The organism is Lysinibacillus sp. F12 (genome assembly GCF_057773605.1).
Genome location: NZ_JBYMLP010000003.1, coordinates 337,440 through 354,194 on the forward strand (window position 1 = coordinate 337,440; position 16,755 = coordinate 354,194).

At 34.8% G+C, this 16,755-nt stretch carries 19 protein-coding genes and 1 pseudogene; 16 read left to right on the forward strand and 4 right to left on the reverse strand.

What is annotated here, in order from left to right; genetic code table 11:
- Positions 1 to 154: 154 nt before the first annotated feature.
- Positions 155 to 349 (reverse strand): annotated as a pseudogene (locus tag AC3CH7_RS15615) (SDR family NAD(P)-dependent oxidoreductase); the annotation flags it as partial.
- Positions 350 to 483: 134 nt separating this feature from the next.
- Entirely contained in the window at positions 484 to 648 is a 165-nt protein-coding gene (locus tag AC3CH7_RS15620; protein WP_447402861.1) for a hypothetical protein, read from the reverse strand.
- Between the two features lie 368 nt (positions 649 to 1,016).
- Between AC3CH7_RS15620 and AC3CH7_RS15625 the strand changes: the two genes are divergently transcribed.
- The 5 genes from AC3CH7_RS15625 (at position 1,017) to AC3CH7_RS15645 (ending at position 4,324) form a co-directional block, all read left to right on the forward strand.
- Complete coding sequence (locus AC3CH7_RS15625; RefSeq protein ID WP_036166175.1) at positions 1,017 to 2,447, forward strand: DUF4238 domain-containing protein; 1,431 nt, start codon at positions 1,017 to 1,019, stop codon at positions 2,445 to 2,447.
- Positions 2,448 to 2,520: 73 nt separating this feature from the next.
- Entirely contained in the window at positions 2,521 to 2,829 is a 309-nt protein-coding gene (locus tag AC3CH7_RS15630) for an RNA polymerase alpha subunit C-terminal domain-containing protein (RefSeq protein ID WP_418936746.1), read from the forward strand.
- Position 2,830: 1 nt separating this feature from the next.
- On the forward strand, positions 2,831 to 3,391 hold the full coding sequence (locus tag AC3CH7_RS15635; protein WP_099805201.1) for a DUF4256 domain-containing protein: 561 nt from the start codon (positions 2,831 to 2,833) through the stop codon (positions 3,389 to 3,391).
- Between the two features lie 310 nt (positions 3,392 to 3,701).
- On the forward strand, positions 3,702 to 3,902 hold the full coding sequence (locus AC3CH7_RS15640; RefSeq protein WP_008175097.1) for a cold-shock protein: 201 nt from the start codon (positions 3,702 to 3,704) through the stop codon (positions 3,900 to 3,902).
- Positions 3,903 to 4,096: 194 nt separating this feature from the next.
- Positions 4,097 to 4,324, forward strand: coding sequence for a hypothetical protein (locus AC3CH7_RS15645; protein ID WP_012294177.1), 228 nt, complete (start codon positions 4,097 to 4,099; stop codon positions 4,322 to 4,324).
- A 239-nt stretch (positions 4,325 to 4,563) separates the two neighbouring features.
- Here the strand turns inward: AC3CH7_RS15645 and AC3CH7_RS15650 are convergent, their stop codons facing one another.
- Positions 4,564 to 4,686: a YjcZ family sporulation protein gene (locus AC3CH7_RS15650; RefSeq protein WP_080695187.1), complete on the reverse strand. Its 123-nt coding sequence runs from the start codon at positions 4,684 to 4,686 to the stop codon at positions 4,564 to 4,566.
- Positions 4,687 to 5,800: 1,114 nt separating this feature from the next.
- Here AC3CH7_RS15650 and AC3CH7_RS15655 point away from each other — a divergent pair.
- The gene (locus AC3CH7_RS15655) at positions 5,801 to 5,983 is read left to right on the forward strand and encodes a hypothetical protein (RefSeq protein ID WP_036215091.1); all 183 of its coding nucleotides are present in this window, start codon (positions 5,801 to 5,803) and stop codon (positions 5,981 to 5,983) included.
- A 266-nt stretch (positions 5,984 to 6,249) separates the two neighbouring features.
- On the opposite strand, the gene AC3CH7_RS15660 is transcribed toward AC3CH7_RS15655, so the two are convergent.
- Positions 6,250 to 6,777: a GNAT family N-acetyltransferase gene (locus AC3CH7_RS15660; RefSeq protein WP_197148914.1), complete on the reverse strand. Its 528-nt coding sequence runs from the start codon at positions 6,775 to 6,777 to the stop codon at positions 6,250 to 6,252.
- A gap of 1,600 nt (positions 6,778 to 8,377) precedes the next feature.
- On the opposite strand from AC3CH7_RS15660, the gene AC3CH7_RS15665 reads away from it, so the two are divergent.
- From AC3CH7_RS15665 to AC3CH7_RS15710, 10 genes are all read left to right on the forward strand, one after another.
- Complete coding sequence (locus tag AC3CH7_RS15665) at positions 8,378 to 8,605, forward strand: hypothetical protein (RefSeq protein WP_488381500.1); 228 nt, start codon at positions 8,378 to 8,380, stop codon at positions 8,603 to 8,605.
- An 878-nt stretch (positions 8,606 to 9,483) separates the two neighbouring features.
- Positions 9,484 to 9,630, forward strand: coding sequence for a hypothetical protein (locus AC3CH7_RS15670; protein ID WP_171821088.1), 147 nt, complete (start codon positions 9,484 to 9,486; stop codon positions 9,628 to 9,630).
- 447 nt (positions 9,631 to 10,077) lie between these two features.
- Positions 10,078 to 10,407, forward strand: a complete 330-nt coding sequence (locus tag AC3CH7_RS15675) for a hypothetical protein (protein ID WP_036161453.1) — start codon at positions 10,078 to 10,080, stop codon at positions 10,405 to 10,407.
- Between the two features lie 278 nt (positions 10,408 to 10,685).
- Complete coding sequence (locus AC3CH7_RS15680) at positions 10,686 to 10,886, forward strand: DUF6366 family protein (RefSeq protein WP_200991191.1); 201 nt, start codon at positions 10,686 to 10,688, stop codon at positions 10,884 to 10,886.
- A gap of 611 nt (positions 10,887 to 11,497) precedes the next feature.
- Entirely contained in the window at positions 11,498 to 11,929 is a 432-nt protein-coding gene (locus AC3CH7_RS15685; protein ID WP_012294187.1) for a BrxA/BrxB family bacilliredoxin, read from the forward strand.
- Positions 11,917 to 12,705, forward strand: coding sequence for a class I SAM-dependent methyltransferase (locus AC3CH7_RS15690; RefSeq protein WP_488381499.1), 789 nt, complete (start codon positions 11,917 to 11,919; stop codon positions 12,703 to 12,705). Before AC3CH7_RS15685 ends, AC3CH7_RS15690 begins: the two co-directional genes overlap by 13 nt.
- A 65-nt stretch (positions 12,706 to 12,770) precedes the next feature.
- Positions 12,771 to 13,343, forward strand: a complete 573-nt coding sequence (locus AC3CH7_RS15695; protein ID WP_488381498.1) for a hypothetical protein — start codon at positions 12,771 to 12,773, stop codon at positions 13,341 to 13,343.
- A gap of 559 nt (positions 13,344 to 13,902) precedes the next feature.
- A complete protein-coding gene (locus AC3CH7_RS15700) occupies positions 13,903 to 14,694 on the forward strand; it encodes a nucleotidyl transferase AbiEii/AbiGii toxin family protein (protein ID WP_289449058.1) in 792 nt (263 codons plus the stop codon).
- 565 nt (positions 14,695 to 15,259) lie between these two features.
- Positions 15,260 to 15,808 carry a histidine phosphatase family protein gene (locus AC3CH7_RS15705; RefSeq protein WP_488381643.1) on the forward strand — a complete coding sequence of 183 codons (549 nt, stop codon included), beginning with the start codon at positions 15,260 to 15,262 and terminating at the stop codon, positions 15,806 to 15,808.
- Positions 15,809 to 16,287: 479 nt separating this feature from the next.
- Positions 16,288 to 16,512: a hypothetical protein gene (locus AC3CH7_RS15710; RefSeq protein ID WP_031417169.1), complete on the forward strand. Its 225-nt coding sequence runs from the start codon at positions 16,288 to 16,290 to the stop codon at positions 16,510 to 16,512.
- The last annotated feature ends 243 nt before the right edge of the window (positions 16,513 to 16,755 follow it).

Below are 16,755 nucleotides of genomic sequence, written 5' to 3' on the forward strand. Positions count from 1 at the left end.
AGTATAGAAAATATGCCCGTTCAGCGGTAGACAATAGCCATCGAGAGGATTCACTCTTGATGGCTATTGTCAATATGATAGGTAAAGTAGATGTGAAAGCAGTTCGACTCGCTGTAGTGGCAATCATCGGCCTTACGTTTACGAGCTCTAAATGTTAAAAGATTGTCGGTATCATCCCTCCATCCATACGAATTGGAGAGCCTTTGAATGCGGAAGCATAGGGACTACAAATAAATGTAGTAATTCTCCCGATTTCAATTGGTTTGATAAATCTCTGTATTTCCGATTGAGGGAGATTAGTCTTCATAAATTTTTTTTCTTTCTCTGGAAAGCTCATCTCTAAATTAGCATTCTCTTAAGAGCATCACGATAATCACGAGCATGGTAGGCCGTTAAAACAGTAGGCGGGAAATGATTGCTATCAAAGCTAGTTGCCAGTTTAATGATTCCTTCGGCCATGTTGTCAATAAGATCAGCAAAAGCCTACCAAATTCCGTAATATTGTGCTAAAGAAACAGTTGGTTCAGTCATCAATGCGATAGGTAGTTGTGCTTTTTGAATAACATCGTGAGGGGCTACCCCTAATTGACGGAGCCCCTCCCAAAATCCTAACGGCATTTTCATATGAGTGGACGTACGTAACATCAACGTATCAGGCTCCTTTATTCATTTTATTGTGTAGATGATGTTACGTTTAAACGGAACAGTATATATAGTATCTTTTTCATCGCGCCATGTAACTAGCAAACACTGACTACCAACTTGCTCATTGCGCCAAATTTTTAGAATTAAAACGTGTGCATTACTTTGCAAAATAACGGTACTTTATAAATGAATCAGAAAGGATTGGGCTATATCATACATTCTTTTTTATAAACATCCTTTTGGTTATTTTCTTATAGTGTTTAAGTAAAATCAAAATTTTACTAGATACAGCTTCGTTATATTGGTATAAAGTAGTAAATATAGGAAATTGATATAGATATTATTAAGGTATTGAAAGGTTGTAGCTTTAAATGAAGAAAAATTATTTATTATTATTATTTTTAGTTGTATTAATGTATGGATGTTCTAATGGAGTAAAGGAGACACCTACTGTCACAGCTAAGGATGCTGAAAAAATAGTAACAAATGATCAAGAGAAGCAAGTGGTCAATCGTCAATTATATGAAAAACTATCTGAAGCAGTGGAAACTTTAGGTTTTACATATGACATGCATACTTTTGCAGACAATGAGCATGATCGAGGAGTTTTATATGCGGAATTAGTCGATTTTGATAATGATGGTGTTAACGAGGTTTATACATTCATGAAAGGAGCTGACTACCCACTATCCGCTTATCCTCATCGTAATAAAGATAATTATATACAAGAAATTTGGACAGGACATGCAAATGGAGAAAATGCGTTGCTATCTTTTTCAAGTGAAATTGATAAATTGGTATGTTCGGCTTGTGACATGAATGTTTCTTTAGTAAAGGGGAAGGATGGGCGTACTTTCCTTAAAATGTTTTCCCATCAAATGAGTCAAGGTATTGCAAATAACAAAATATGGGTATACGCAAAGGATTCCAAAAAATCAGAGATGGAATTAGTTGTGTCCGGTAATTTCGGTCATAATAATGAGGGTGATCTCTTTTATACATTAAATGATGAGGAAACAGATCGAATTACGTTCGAAGAAGAATTAGCACGATATGATGGAGAGGAGCGTCCCATACTGATTAGCAATTTTGCTGAGAAAAATTACGGTTTTGATTCTTCTAGTCCAGCCACTATTGTTGGAAAAACCCTTGCAACTCTTTCACCGAGTGTAAATACTATTGTAGGCAAAGAAAAATTACTTGAGAAGGATAAAAAGAAAGAGATTGTTAAAGCATTAGATGAATTTAGTAGTATGAGGAGCATTAATCATCATGACCCGAAAATTGTCATGTCTTTAGTGTTAGACGTTGTCCAGAAGTACAATATTGATCATGAGTATTCGGACAATGGCGAAATGGTTTATGATGGAGCTATCGTTCAAGCGAAATATAAAGAAGCATTCGGTGTTGAACTTGCTATAGATAGTATGAACTTTCCATCGAGAGATAGCCAAGACATTGTAACTTATGAGTTGGGTAAGTTTTATATCTATCCAACTGGCTTTTATTTCGATTCCATTCATCGTAATTATCAAGATGTCTATCAAGTATCTAAAGATGTCTATTATGTAACATTTCTTGACTCTGAATTTAATGACTTAGAATATTCCTTAACAAAAGATGTAATGGTCACTTCTGAGGATATGTTTAAGAAGGACATTGCAAGTTGGCCAATGGATGCTCGGGTATGGCTAAAGCCAGATATACAAAGATATGCGGTAGTTAAATATGTGGATGGAGAACCAAAAATTCAATATATGGGAGCACAAAATTTAACCGATAACCAATTACAAACGTTTTAAATAGTACGGTTCTTCTTATCATTCCGACAAGTGAAATATGATACTATAAACTAATAGCATGTATGCTGGAGGGATGATAGTGAAAGCAGAAAAACGTTTACGGTTTTGCGAAAAAGGACATAGTTTTTACAAAAGCACGGACTGTCCCAGCTGCCCGACCTGTGATAAAGAAAATAAGCCTACGAGTGGCTTCCTTTCAAAGCTGAGTGCTCCTGCAAGAAATGCCTTAGTTCACGAGGGGATTGATCCCTTACATGCACTATCCAAATACACCGAAAAAGACCTATTAAAAATTCATGGAATTGGACCAGCGTCTGTACCTATGTTGAGAGCTTCATTGAAAGAAGAGGGATTATCATTTACGAGTGAGGGAGAAAACTAAAATGACAAATAAAGAATTATCCGTTGAACAACGCGAGGAACTATTGCAAACATTGCAAGCTCGATTTGAAAAAAATATGAATCGTCACGAAGACCTTGAGTGGACAAATGTCCAGGCTAAACTGGAGGCTAATTTGGACAAACTGTGGTCGCTCCATGAAATGGAAGCAACTGGGGGAGAACCGGATGTTGTGCACTATCATCCAGAGACAGATGAATATATCTTTTATGATTGTTCGGCAGAAAGTCCAAAAGGTCGCAGAAGTGTATGTTATGACCGAGAAGCATGGGAAGCAAGAAAAAATCATAAACCAGAAACGACCGCCATGGATATGGCTACAGAAATGGGAATAGAGCTTTTAACGGAAGAGCAATATCGGGAGTTACAGCAACTAGGTAAATTTGATCTAAAAACATCTAGCTGGATTCAAACCCCTGAAAAAATCCGTAAGCTGGGCGGTGCCATCTTCTGTGATCGTCGCTACGACACCATCTTCGTATATCATAATGGGGCAGATTCTTACTATGCTGCTAGAGGTTTTCGAGGATCACTAAAGGTTTAAGTAAAAATGATAATGAAAAAACAATGATCTCTAGGTAATCAAATTACTTGATTGCCTGAGATTTTTTTATAAGTACATGCAAACATGTAACGAGCAAAAAAAATTGATAATGGATTTTTTTACTTAGTACTAGACAAATATGGTTTTTTATTATACAATGATATTAATAAAATCGGTCGTAGTCGTAAAGAAACAATGAATTCACATATTACAAAGAGTAATCGTGTTTTTTGGATACTTTTTGCAATATGTGAATTTTTTCTTTAGAGATGTAAGATTTTATTTAATACAATTAATGGAGGTCATTCAAATGACACAAGGTACAGTAAAATGGTTTAACTCAGAAAAAGGTTTTGGATTCATCGAAGTAGAAGGCGGACAAGACGTATTCGCACACTTCTCAGCTATCCAAGGTGAAGGTTTCAAATCACTTGAAGAAGGCCAAAAAGTAGAATTCACAATCGAAGATGGTCAACGTGGACCACAAGCTGCAAACATCGTAAAACTTTAATATTTGCATGCTTTCAATACCCATATCGGGTACTAATAAAAAACCAGGCGCTCATTTATAATGAGTACCTGGTTTTTTTTCTATGATTACATAAGAACACTTATAATGGCATGGGGTTTTATGACATTTATATTTCTTTTGATTACTTCCACACCATTTTTCCCATGATAAAGATAGATGGGGGGTGTTGGTTCATGGATTATGAATATACAGTGAAGTTCCACTTCAACGAAAGTCGTGAAGAGGAATATAAAATCAAAACTAATATCGGCCAAGAAACATTTACAGAAGAAATGTTTAATGGGTTCAACGAGAAACCTTGGTATACCTTTACAGAAACTGAACATTTTCAATCAATATTAATTAATACGAAAGATGTTTATAAGGTATCCATCGTACAACATACTATACAATTTGATTAATGTATGACGAAAGCCACATCTGTTTTGAACTGCCCTGTAAAAGTTAGACATCAATCTAACTTTTACGGGGGTTTTTTATCATGTCGTTGACTCTATTGACAAGGAAGAAAAAATTAAAAAGAGTCACCCAAGGAAAGTGACTCTAAAAAAGATAAGTGTATGGATGATTGTTATTCCCAGTATTGGAGGATTTATTGCTTTCACGGGACGGATTAATGGGTTGAACCCTTGTAAAAATATTAATATGAATTATACAGGAAAGCAGCTCCAACGATTATGAGAAGAATGAATAGAACAACAAGAAGTGCAAATCCTGCACCATTCCCGTAGCCTCCACCGTTACCACCATAGTATCCAGACATAATGATAAACCTCCTTTCGTAATTTTATAATATGTATGCCTAACAAGTTGATTAGCGATAAATGTCATAGGAACATCAGAAAAAAATTAAAAGTTTAATTCATGAAGGTGAAATTGAATTGGATACAAAGGGAAACGGAGGATTTTTTGAATTATGAAGTGGAAGGGTGTGGTTATATATAACGGTCATTTGTAAGCTGTATGAATAATCCAAAATCAAAAAGTAAGCGCACGAGCACCTGCTTTTGATAGGGACTACATCCAAATGGACCATCATTACATATTAGTTTTTTCCTTTTTTCTTTTCTTGCATAATATGATCTAATGATGGTATTAAATACAGAAGTGGATATGATTATATACCATGGTGCCCCCACCATCTTCCCCGTCGTAACTCGATCATAAATTCCCCAAACTAATACAGAAACCAATAAAAATACGGCAGTATATCTTTCTGATTCTGGATAAATTTTGTACTTTTTGTAGCCATGCTCACTAATGATTAACCACCTCATTTATTTTTTATAGGACTATATTCTATTTGGGGAATCTCTAAAATATAAGCTGATGAAGAATGCCAAAAGGTAGCGCATTGGATTTATTTAACCTAATATTGGAATATTAAGTAATTGTTAGTATATTATAGGGTGTGCGGAAAATAATCAATGGGGGTGATGAAACGGTGGTTAAGGCTTTATTTGCCAAACGTGTTGCAACGTTTATTCCCCGAGGCTTTATATGTGCATACTATGGCAGTTACATAATTACGGCATTCAATTATCAGTTAAATGAAATTCAAGACCACCAATGTCTGATCTTTCCGCTCATGCGTGAAATCTGAATCTGAAATTATAGTGAGGTATACATCTAGCTGACGGAGATGAGCCGTGCTTGATTTAAACTTTTTTATCTCAAAGAATGAGGGTGTTTAATAGGAATGGTACAGAAATCACCTTTGTCGTTTATGGTGGAAAGGAGTGGATAGCTTAAATGGAAGGGGCTATAAAACAAAAATAACTAGACAGGGGCAAGGTCTTATTCATGTTGAAATTGTCATCTTTGATTGGCATCACGAATTAGTTTTATGTTATCTGATTGACATAAGGAGGATTTGAATGAAAAGTTTAGCAGGGACACTATCATTATGTTTTTCATTTACATTATTCATCTATTTGTTTGGCTTAAAAATGGAGCATTCCATCAAATATAATGCAGGATTCTTTTTCCTTCCCGTTATTTTACTAGGACTTTCACTCTTTTTCTTTATTTCAGATTACAAAATAAATATAAAAAAATAAGGGAAGGGGGCAATGTATTTGCTTAGGCGATGACAATACATTATTCAGTAACGGCGTTGGAATTAATTCAATTGGATGTAGCTTCGAAGCAAACATCAAAGCCGAATAATCTTTTTTATCAAGCATCCTCTTATGATAATTTGGATGCTTATTAATATGTATCTAATTGGAGGGCTAAACAATAGTAAATGGTAAAATACGGATTTCAAAAAATCCTGGTAATTCGACGCTAGCCCTCTGTTAGCACATTAAATACCTAACATATATTATTCCTTCAAATCAGAGGCTAACATTCCATATACAATGCTATCAGTCCACTCATTTTTATTCCAAAAATCTTGTGTGAAATGGGCTTCTTTTCTCATGCCAATTCGTTCACATAATTTTTGTGAAGCGATATTCCGTGCATCCAGTTTAGCTTGTATACGATGTACATTAAAAACATCAAATAATTTACCTACTAAACTACTAACTGCTTCGGTTGCCAAACCTTTCCCAGCCACTTCATTAGAAAAGCTATATCCAATTTCAACTGTATCTTTCATATCTGTATACCATACAGACAAATCACCAATTACTTTGTTCTTATATACAACTGCCAAACTTAGCATGGACTCATTAGAGAGTAATCCATTTGCTACTTTCTTATTGAATTTTTTCTCCATATTTTCATGAGTCCATTTATTATGTAATAGGAACTTACAAGTATCTTCATTATTATAAATAGCAAATACGTCCTGTAAATCGGTATTCTTAAAAGGTCTAATTATTAATCTTTCTGTTGTGAATTCCAAGCTAGTTCGCCTCCCTTTCATTCATTCTACAAAATCAACCAAAAACATACAATGTTTAGGTGCTTAATAGAAAACCTTAATGAAAAAATATGAACCTGTGCCTTGAGATGTTTTCTGAAAGTTTGAGGTTGGGCCTGATATACTGACTAGTGGTGATTAGAAAGAATTAGATATTTTAAACAATGTAGTAAAAAGTAGCCTTAAAACTCAGGAGGTCACATCATAATATTACAATTATGTGAAGAAGATTTATTAACTTGATATTTCGAAATTAGTTTTTTTCAATTGTTTTTTCTTATGTTCACAAGAAATATTACTTTTGTAGTATGGAAAATTAGGAACATCATTAAAAGTGTTCTCAGATGACGTGAATTGACTCTTGAATTAGAAAAATTGCCATTTAGATAATGGAGGATATTTATTATGAAAAATAACTTAATTAAAAGTATTATAGGATTAATTTGGTTTACATTGGTTCTCAGTATTATTTCACCTAGTTTTGCACAGGCGAATGAATCTTAGGGTTTACAAATAAATTCTTTGAGTCAAGAAACAGTTGTAAATAATGGAATGGATAAAGAAAAAGTGATAAATGATTTTTTGTATAATGAAGAAGATTTCCAAGACACTCTTCCATATGAAGAGTCTTTCTCGATAAATTGAAATAAACTACTAGAAAACTCTAACTCAAATGGTGGAAATTGTAATTGAGGTGTTTTATGGAGGACATTAAATTAAATAATTTTATTGTAAGAATAGATAAGGATAAAACTCTTGAATTGTATAAAGAACTTCCGAAAAAACTCATTGTGGTTGCGAGGATTGTCAACTTTTCGCTAAGCAAATTCAACAGGCGAGTCCAGAAGTTTTGAAATTCTTGGAGTGGACCCTACAAAAAAGGCAGAAGTGTCTTTTGGACTTGCAAACCATATTGACGATTTACCAAGTCCGATGATTCCAAGTACTTTTTCAAAGCCAATTGTAGAATTAGCTGTAAGAATAACAATGCCACATGTGGACATATAATATAGAAAGTAATTATTCTATAAAACTATATATACCATTATAATTTTTAACTTCAAAGCCTAGGTACTCAATTTGAGTCGAGGCTTTTCTTTGTGTTTTGGTAAATTTAGTAATTCTAAGTATACTTTACATTAAATTTATACTAGGAGCGATGAAGCATGTTGAAAGCTTTGAATTGTCAAATGGTGCTGCAGTATTCAATCCCAATGACAGCACTCGTGGTTACTGAGGGAGTTACATCATCACAAATGACTCCAAACAATTTACATACATCCAAATTTTAATTGAGAAATTCGACTAGCAGACAAAGATTGAGCCGTGTTTGGTTTAAATCTTCTTATCTCTCGAAGAATGAAGATGTTTGATGAAAAGGTACGGAAACCATCTTAGTCGTTTAAGGTGGAAAGACGTGGTTAGCTAAAATAGAAGGGGCTAAAAACGGAAATAAAGAGCAGTGACATTGAATACTTTGCGTGAAAAACAAATCAAACGCAACCGTAAAATAGTATTTTTATAATTTTTTGGTAAAATTAATAAGTATGTCCTGTTAGAAAATGTATTGGGGGTGTCTATATTGAGAATAATTGGAGTTGCGCTTTTAATTATGGCTGGATTGATTTACACAATAGAGTGTGGGTTTACCATGCTATCAACTAGCATTGTTCAAGCTGGATTTTTTGCAGGTAATATGTCCGGAGAAGTTCCGGATATTAAAATGAGTTCGTTTACCGACAATTTATTTGTTCCACTTTTTTTTGTTTTAGGAATAATTACACTAGTTTATAGTTTTCTTAAAAAATAAAAAACAAAGAGATTTTTTTGTTCCTATTAAAGTTATTTCTTCCAAATAAGTTGCAGATGCAATTGTAAGTCGAGTAGTTGCTATTGCACGTAAGCTAGGCACAGGGTGAAGATTGGACAGGTAATATTGATCATCCCCATTTTGTGGTTAAGCCAATTTGGATTATGCCGAAGAGGTACAGAATTGAAGGTCAAATAATTATTCCAACTAATAGGAAATACCAAGCCAATACAACTAAAGGATGATGATAAATTGCCATTTACTTGATAAATTCGACCAAGGTACGATGACAAGTGGTGATTTTGAGGGATTAAAAATTATAATCTCCCAACGATAAAACAAATGCCTGTTACCTAAATTAGTAATGGGTATTTTTTCACAAATTATTGCTTAAAAAAGGAAAAATATAACGAAAGGTAGAATTACTATTCCAATCATAAACATAATAAGCCAGTGTATAATTTCGATGTTATCTAAAGAAATCATGTACGAAAATACACTTATAGCTGAGAGTACCAAAAATAAGAATCCGTTAATATGAGTATATCCCTCATTAACATTGCCTCCATATTCATTTTCAAATTCATCCTGGACTTCTGAATTAACAATCTTCTGGTATTTTTTTATCTTCTATAACTGTATTACAGTACTCACACTTTATTAATACTAAACCATCTTTGTATACTTTCGTAAAAGAATTATTGGCTAAACAATTAGGACAATTATTCATTCATTTCCACCGCAATATATCTATCTACTATTTACCATTTTAGGCAAATTAACATGTTTTGTACATTGAAATAAAAATCGGTAATTGAATTAGATAGAAGGGTATTTAACCTATTATGTAGAAATATCTGTAAAAAGGAGTAGGTATTATGAACTGTGAAGTAATAGTATTCAAACGTGAGCCTGACAATGTACCAATTATAGATTTATCAAGCTTACAATTAACAAACAAGGATTATAAGGTAGTAACAGAGGATGTTGCTCTACTATTTTTGTTGCTGCAGAATCAATTTTAGGGTGCTTCATAATGGAATGGAGTAATAGCTATAGAATTATGTCCAGCTAACTCAGCATCATCTATTTACTTATAAATGCGTCTATACTTTCATTTAAATCATCCACAATCTATCATTTGTATGTAACTTAATTGAATTTCTATAGTATCATGTAAACTAATTGTTTGGATAGAAGACAAATAATTTTGAACATCTCTTTGTAATTAGAATTTTCTGGAGTATCTAAGTAAGACCAATCTTTGGAATACCCCCTGTTGCAGGATTTTTTTTATAAATTCTTCGTCGATAGATAAAGAATCAAAGACTGTACCTTCACTAATCAATAAAATGAATAGCATAGAAAAATGATATTTTTTCATTGTAAAATTCATCCTTTTGTAACATATAGAGTGCTGATCGGTTAATGAATTTTCAGATAATAAGATAAATTAAAGTAGGAGATAGTAAATGTTTTTTATATTGATTGGAGTTTTAACTATTTTATCTGTTGGTATTACTTATCTTTGGTTTTTAGGAAGTCAAGTTTATATAGACCTTAGTCGAAGCTATGCAGCCTCAAATTTTCCAGGAGATATAACAGCTACACAAAAAATGGCTTACCAAATTTTTTTCCCTTCGTCATTACTAGTATCTTTATTCATTTTTACATTTTTACTATATTTACTATTTAAGAAAAAAATAGATTTCACATTTGGAAAAAAAGTAGCTATGTTCAGTGTATCCATAGCTTGTACTGTATATTTTTCTATCAAATTGTACATTTTTATTTTTTTATAAAATTATAATGATTGACCAAGGCTTTTTTAAGGTTATTTTTGTTTCACTCTTAGTGAAACAAAAGTTGGAATTTTGTGAATTTATAACACCGATGGACATTATAGTGAGATTTTCAGTTTTAACTTCAGGGTGATCCATACTGGATATATTTTAAAATATATTTTGGATATCTAACATTTCATAAAAGGTGATTAAATACCATAGTTTACCAATTGATAAATATTAAAACCATATGTGTTATAAATAAGTAAATTAAAATTTTTTAGGAGGTTTATCACATGGATCCAAAGGAAACACCAGAAGAAAAAAGAGAACGTTTAAGACAAAGTGAACTTAAAAAGAATCCTACTGGTTCTTTAAATGATGGCATTAATAGAGGAATTGGCGGGAATTTAACTGGTATGGGTTGGAAAGAATCGATTGCGTTAATTTTGTTGATATTTGTCGGATATATCATATATAAATTATTTTTTAGTTAAAATTTCAGAAAATTATATATTTTCAGTCTGTTATGTGTTGATATGGAAAAAATAAAGAAAGGGTGATAATAATATGTTCAAAAAAATCTTAAATTCTATTTTTGCACTAGCTATTTTCGGATTTTTGTCAACGGGTACAAGTCATGCAAGTGAGGATTTATTAAGCTCTAAGTTAGATAATGTTTAAGCTTACGTTAAAGTTAGTATTACTAATGATTAAACAGGCGAAACAAAATTTTTAGGCCCGAAAATTTTGAAGAATAATCGGAAGGCTAAATCTTTTAGTTCTGACAATGTATCATCTTTGTTAATCGCTTTATGTATGAAACGGATACGATGCAACATATCGTGAAAATGATAGTTTTTCAATTGAAAGTGAGTACCTTATAAAATCCTCTCTAAATTAGAGTGATGGCCGCAATAACTAAAATCCCACCCATTAATTCCGTTTTTGGGGTTGTAACAAGCGATTAACAAACCAACCCTCGTTACACAAAAAGTCACATTCCCCCCGAAAACCCCCGAAATCAAACAAAAAGCATGTCTTTGTACATTCATACAAAACCTTGCTATAATAAGGTTTGCGAATACATAGGAAAGAGGGTAAAAGCATGAACGCTTATGATGAATATATGAAGCAGGTTGTGAAACCAATGCGTGAGGAGCTGGTGGGAGCTGGGTTTACGGAGCTGACGACGGCTGATGCGGTGAATGAATTTATGGCTGAGACGAAGGGGACTTCGTTAGTAGTCATTAACTCGGTGTGTGGTTGTGCGGCAGGGCTTGCTCGTCCAGCAGCGCGAGAGGCGATTGCGGCAGTGAAGCCAGATCATCTTGTGACAGTGTTTGCGGGGCAGGACCCAGAGGCGACTGCGGCGATGCGCGGTTACTTTGAAGATGTGCCACCAAGCTCACCTTCCATGGCGATTTTAAAGGATGGAGAATTGGCTTACTTTATTCCACGTGAACAAATTGAAGGCTTCCCTGTGGAGCAAATTGTTGCTCATTTAACGGGCGTGCTAGAGCAAACATGCGAGCAATAAATACGATTGTAACAACAGCGGGCAGACCAGACGAGGAATCGATGGCGCTCGCTGCTTTTGCATGTCAAACATTAGGAGCTGCGTTTGAGCCGAGGAAAAAGCGCTCTGTTTGGAAGATGTCACAGGAATTTCAGGCGAATATCCTAGTAGCAGGGAAGAATCGCTATGATTATTATGCTTTTGGGGCAGGAGAGCCGTTTTTCTTCCATCCTAATTCTGCGGCGTTTCGCTTAAAACGGATCGCTCGAGGTGAGGCGGAGCCATTTTTAGAGGCTGCCCAGCTTCAGCTAGGTGATACAGTGCTGGATTGTACGCTTGGGCTAGCGGCGGATGCCATGTTGGCGGCTTATATCGTCGGGGAAACAGGGCGCATAGTAGGCTTGGAAGCGAATCCAAATGTGGCCTTCGTTGTGGGGCAAGGGATGCAAACTTATGATACAACAGAGCTACCATTAACGGCCTGTATGCGACAAATCGAGGTCGTCCATGCCGAGGCAGTCCGTTATTTAAAAGAATTGCCAGCGAATGCGTTTGATGTCGTTTATATGGATCCTATGTTCGAAGAAGTGATTGAAGAGTCCAATAATTTCGAGGCATTGCGCTTAGCAGGTGAGCATGTTAATTTAACCGATGAATGGGTGCAAGAAGCGATGCGGGTCGCTAAAAAGAGAGTGGTGCTGAAAGCCCATTTTCGATCAGAATGGTTTAGGAAATATTATTTTCAGCAATACGAGCGAGTGACAGCTAAGTTTCATTATGGTGTTCTCGAAGTGTAGGGGCTTGTTTTTAGACAGGCCTCTATTTAACTAGATTGTAATAAGAAGGAGGCTCCAAATCCCATATGACGATTAACGAAATTAGAACCCCTTTTGAACTAGATTTACTAGCCAAGGCACAATCTTTGAAAACTACAAAGCCTCCGAGTCCGTGGGAACATGAAACGGTAATTGCTGCCAATGGTGTCCTAGCATGTGGATGGGATCAAGATGAAAATATCATCCTCATAAGTGGGTCTGGCTTTAGTGTTACTGAACCGATAACGGGTCTTCGTCTTCATCGAGAACGAGATAAGGAATTGACGGAGGACTGTGTCAGTGAAGACCGCTTAATTTTTCACTCTCCGATATCAAAAAAGCCTACCGCCATTTTTGGCTTGGAAGCGGGAGATGGGATACATGTGACACCGGATGGCTGGCAGGTTGAAGTCATTTACCCGTGGTGGCCACGTGCAACAGTAGTACTCGATTATCTATTTACACCCCGTTATAGCTATTTGAACCATGCTACAGCTATTGATATACAGCGTTTGGATGGTGCTATAAAATGTGGGTTTTCTCCTTCCGGTAAACATGTAATGATTATGGGATCAGGTGGTGCCTTCATCTATTCAAGAAAAGAATGCCATTCAATATAGGAACTCAATTGATTTTTGTCCTATAATTCGAATGGTGCTAACATACTTTAAATTAGTGCTTTACATTTTTAATGTAGAGTGCTATAATTGGAAACGTGCTATTTTAGGTGGCATATTTCAGTAATCTGGCATTCTGCTTTTTGTTTTTGTAGATACTTATTCACACTGGCGCATGCTTTGGGGCTGCAAGGACGCAAAAGATGGTAGGGTTTGCGTTGCTTAAGTTAGAGAGCACACAGTGGAATTTTACCGCGGTGATGAAACAACTATTGTTTCAAGATAATATTCCCCAGATGATTGGGTTGAGACTTTTACAATTTACGAAAATGTTACCTATAAATACTAAAGGGGTAGTTTCGCATGAGCGAGGCTGCCCCTTGTCTAATTGATGAACGCTGTCGCATGAGTTGCTGGCAGTTTTTTTTGTTGCCAAAATTATGCTGGTATACATTGCCGTTTACTATGCTAGACAAATAAGTAATAATGAAAGCAAGAATTTTAGTAAAAGTCAAAATTCTATAGTTGAAAATCTGAAAAATCAAAAAGGTGAGGGAAGTTTATGGAGAAAATCAATACACAATCAGCAGATGTAATCACACAATTAACAAAAATGGCAGAAATGAAGAATGCAAGCATTGAGCAATTAATACTGTTTTATTGTCAGGAAAGACTTCTCAACCGTTTATCAACATCATCCTATTATGATCAATTTTACATAGAAGGGGATTTTTTATTCTTTACATTGGCTGAAGGAGTAGGGATGCCACCAAATGAACTAACGCTTACAGCCCAACAAAGCGCTTATCAAAACGACTTAGTTCAACAGGCATTTGCAGAAATTTGTTCGATTAAGATACCAGAGGACGGTGTTCAATTTTTCGAAAATGACATAGAAAGTATCATAATGGATACGAGTATTCACTTGAAAATACCAGCTACATTGGGCTCTATCACTACATACATAGAATTAAAAATAACCTTTATAGAAAATCGAGTCGCACCACAGATCATTACTTCCCCATCAGTGCTAGACATGAAGCCAGCGGAGCTCTATACATATCCAATTGAATATGTAGTTGCCCAAGCCCTGCTTGACATTTACCAATATCCAGCTGTGACCTCAAAGGTCGTATTGGATATAGAGAGGGTACTACAAACACAACACATAGAAGGTCGTAAATTACAGGCTTATCTTGAAGAAATGCTTGATCAACATCGTCTGACATTAGAGGTAACACCTATACTAGAAAAAGGAATCGTTAAGCAATTTTTCGATCCCATATATGAAGCCATGGTGGCAGATGGAGAGTTTTTTAAACAATGGAATAGTAAGGAGCAAGCTTGGCAATAAAAATACTACCCTTGCGAATAATAATGAGCTGCACCCCAATTGTTAGATATGTGCTACTGAGCTAATGCAAAAAATCATTTCCAACGGTATCGCAATAGGGGATAATAAAGGTGATTTTTAAAGACTGCAACCACAACCCGTGCAGAATTGGCGATAATAATGAATTGTCTCCTTAACAAGCTAGGGTATATATAAACAAGCCGTTGGAGCATAATATAGCAGTTATCAGTTATAGTAAGACCCTGAACATACGTAAATATGGTTTTATAAGAGCATCATTCCTGAAAAGGATGATGCTCTTTATTTTTAATTTAGAATAGGAACTGGAGCAGATCGAGTCGAATAGAAAGCTCTTTATTCTTTATCAAATTACCAATGTAAGCTGATTGATGGTGTTAAATTACATTTCTTGAAACTCATTTCATTAAGATTCGTTCTATAAAATGGTACTAAAAAAAGGATAAAGAATATATTTTTGGAATCTAATCTAATATATTATTCCAGCTAAATAATACACGAGGTGAGTGTGGTGGCATTTGATAATAGAAAAACGACGTTCATTTATATGGTACGGCACGGTGAATCTCCGTATGTTGGAAATGAACGGACAAGAGGGTTAACTGTGAAAGGACATTTAGGTGCTCAAAGTATAGCTGATGTGTTAAAGAGTGAAGGAATCGATATTATCCTATCCAGTCCATATACTCGTTCAATATTAACTGTTGAGCCATTAGCTAAACAATTGAGTCAGGAAGTGATCGTTTGTGAAGAATTAAAAGAGAGAATTTTTTCTTCAGAAGAAAAGCGATTACCTGATAGTAAATTATTTCCGCTATTGGAGAAATCCTTCTTGGACCCCAATTTTGCAATAGAGGGTGGAGAATCGAATACCGATTGTCAAACAAGAGCTGTAAAAGTTTTAAAAGAGCTATTAATTACTTATGAGGGACAAAAAGTAGTAATAGGAACTCACGCATTAGTCATGACCTTGATGATGGGATACTTTCATGAAACGTACAATTTAGATTTTTTGCTACAAACAACCAAGCCGGATATATACAAAATGGAATTTAGGGGACAGCAATTGGTGGGTGTTAAGAGGCTAGGCATGTAGTAAGGACGGCTAATGCATGTGCTTAAAGTTTGGTTATAGAAATCATATGTTAATAGACCAGTTTAGATTGAGCAGTTGGTTTCCTGAACGCACAGGAAACCGACTTTTTTTGGCTTAATTTTATGTGCTAGATACATCTATCGTTGCCAATAGAAAACAACTATCATCGATAATTTTTTTATGATAAAAAATGTTCAAGCAGTTTTTCAATTTCTTCCAATGAATAAATAGAGAATTTTTTATTTTTATAGCTTATAGGGCCCTCATTTCTGTTCGTGTTCATTATGCCCTCCAATAGATTAATAGTTTAATTCAAAAATTTTTGCAGGTTACTGTGGTGACGCTACGAGGAAAGCTTTCCAAATCGCTCTTTAACGAAGTAGAAAGGTGAAAATGTAAAATATTTGAAATAATTGCATGGTTAATATATTCTAATATGGTAATCAATTACCAATTAATTGATTTCAAGGAGGTTATTTATGAAAATAACAGAAGGCTACGGCAAAGTGATGATAGATGATTTTGAATTTTATGGTGAAATGAAACAAGATAAATGTTCTAAATGCAAATGTAATTTATTATATTACGATGATTTTGATGCTTATTTTTGTCCTAAATGTAATAGTTGGACTGAATCAACATGTAGTGATCCTACTTGCAAGTATTGCTCTAGTCGACCAGAAACACCGTTAACTCGCATATAACGAAATTAAACTCGAGAACTTAACCAGCTTTCAATTTCTGTGATGGCGTGCTAACTTGGCCCTACAAGGAAGGCACACGGGTGGTGCTTTAATGAAAAGAGGATTTAACGTATACATAGATAAACTTAAAAACATTCCCAAATTAAAGTTTGGAGAGAAATCGAAATTCGAGAAATGCTGTTAAGCCAACATTTCATGGATTTTCCTTTGATTATTGTTTATACAGCTTTGATGTGTAAGTGT

What these genes read in the sequence shown, in the direction of transcription:
- AC3CH7_RS15630 (WP_418936746.1), top strand. Translation starts at nt 2,521, where the DNA reads ATGATAGTGAAAGCAGAAAAACGTTTACGGTTTTGCGAAAAAGGACAT.
- AC3CH7_RS15700 (WP_289449058.1), top strand. Translation starts at nt 13,903, where the DNA reads ATGGAGAAAATCAATACACAATCAGCAGATGTAATCACACAATTAACA.
- AC3CH7_RS15625 (WP_036166175.1), top strand. Translation starts at nt 1,017, where the DNA reads ATGAAGAAAAATTATTTATTATTATTATTTTTAGTTGTATTAATGTAT.
- AC3CH7_RS15640 (WP_008175097.1), top strand. Translation starts at nt 3,702, where the DNA reads ATGACACAAGGTACAGTAAAATGGTTTAACTCAGAAAAAGGTTTTGGA.
- AC3CH7_RS15670 (WP_171821088.1), top strand. Translation starts at nt 9,484, where the DNA reads ATGAACTGTGAAGTAATAGTATTCAAACGTGAGCCTGACAATGTACCA.
- AC3CH7_RS15675 (WP_036161453.1), top strand. Translation starts at nt 10,078, where the DNA reads ATGTTTTTTATATTGATTGGAGTTTTAACTATTTTATCTGTTGGTATT.
- AC3CH7_RS15650 (WP_080695187.1), bottom strand. Translation starts at nt 4,686, where the DNA reads ATGTCTGGATACTATGGTGGTAACGGTGGAGGCTACGGGAATGGTGCA.
- AC3CH7_RS15645 (WP_012294177.1), top strand. Translation starts at nt 4,097, where the DNA reads ATGGATTATGAATATACAGTGAAGTTCCACTTCAACGAAAGTCGTGAA.
- AC3CH7_RS15705 (WP_488381643.1), top strand. Translation starts at nt 15,260, where the DNA reads ATGGTACGGCACGGTGAATCTCCGTATGTTGGAAATGAACGGACAAGA.
- AC3CH7_RS15680 (WP_200991191.1), top strand. Translation starts at nt 10,686, where the DNA reads ATGGATCCAAAGGAAACACCAGAAGAAAAAAGAGAACGTTTAAGACAA.
- AC3CH7_RS15685 (WP_012294187.1), top strand. Translation starts at nt 11,498, where the DNA reads ATGAACGCTTATGATGAATATATGAAGCAGGTTGTGAAACCAATGCGT.
- AC3CH7_RS15690 (WP_488381499.1), top strand. Translation starts at nt 11,917, where the DNA reads ATGCGAGCAATAAATACGATTGTAACAACAGCGGGCAGACCAGACGAG.
- AC3CH7_RS15695 (WP_488381498.1), top strand. Translation starts at nt 12,771, where the DNA reads ATGACGATTAACGAAATTAGAACCCCTTTTGAACTAGATTTACTAGCC.
- AC3CH7_RS15655 (WP_036215091.1), top strand. Translation starts at nt 5,801, where the DNA reads ATGAAAAGTTTAGCAGGGACACTATCATTATGTTTTTCATTTACATTA.
- AC3CH7_RS15710 (WP_031417169.1), top strand. Translation starts at nt 16,288, where the DNA reads ATGAAAATAACAGAAGGCTACGGCAAAGTGATGATAGATGATTTTGAA.
- AC3CH7_RS15635 (WP_099805201.1), top strand. Translation starts at nt 2,831, where the DNA reads ATGACAAATAAAGAATTATCCGTTGAACAACGCGAGGAACTATTGCAA.